General features: G+C 51.4%; 1 rRNA gene. It reads left to right on the forward strand.

Features of this window, described 5'->3' with window-relative positions:
* Nucleotides 1-113: 113 nt before the first annotated feature.
* Nucleotides 114-348: ribosomal RNA gene (locus tag HOP45_RS20490) — 16S ribosomal RNA — on the forward strand; the annotation flags it as partial.

The raw sequence follows: 348 nt of genomic DNA on the forward strand, positions 1-348 counted from the left end.
TCGATCTTTGAAAACTGAACAAACCAACCAGTACGTCAATTCAGTTTCTTCTATAAGAAGAGACATATGTAAGAGACACACACTTGGTGTGTGAGAGCTAGTCAAACACTACTTTTATGGAGAGTTTGATCCTGGCTCAGGACGAACGCTGGCGGCGTGCCTAATACATGCAAGTCGAGCGCGTGAAGCGAGCGGATCCCCTTCGGGGGTGAAACTCGTGGATCGAGCGGCGGACGGGTGAGTAACACGTGGGCAACCTGCCTGTAAGACTGGGATAACCCCGGGAAACCGGGGCTAATACCGGATAACACCTTCCTCCACCTGGAGGGAGGTTGAAAGATGGCTTCT

The organism is Thalassobacillus sp. CUG 92003 (assembly GCF_013618635.1).
In the GTDB taxonomy this organism is placed as follows: Bacteria; Bacillota; Bacilli; order Bacillales; family Halobacillaceae; genus CUG-92003.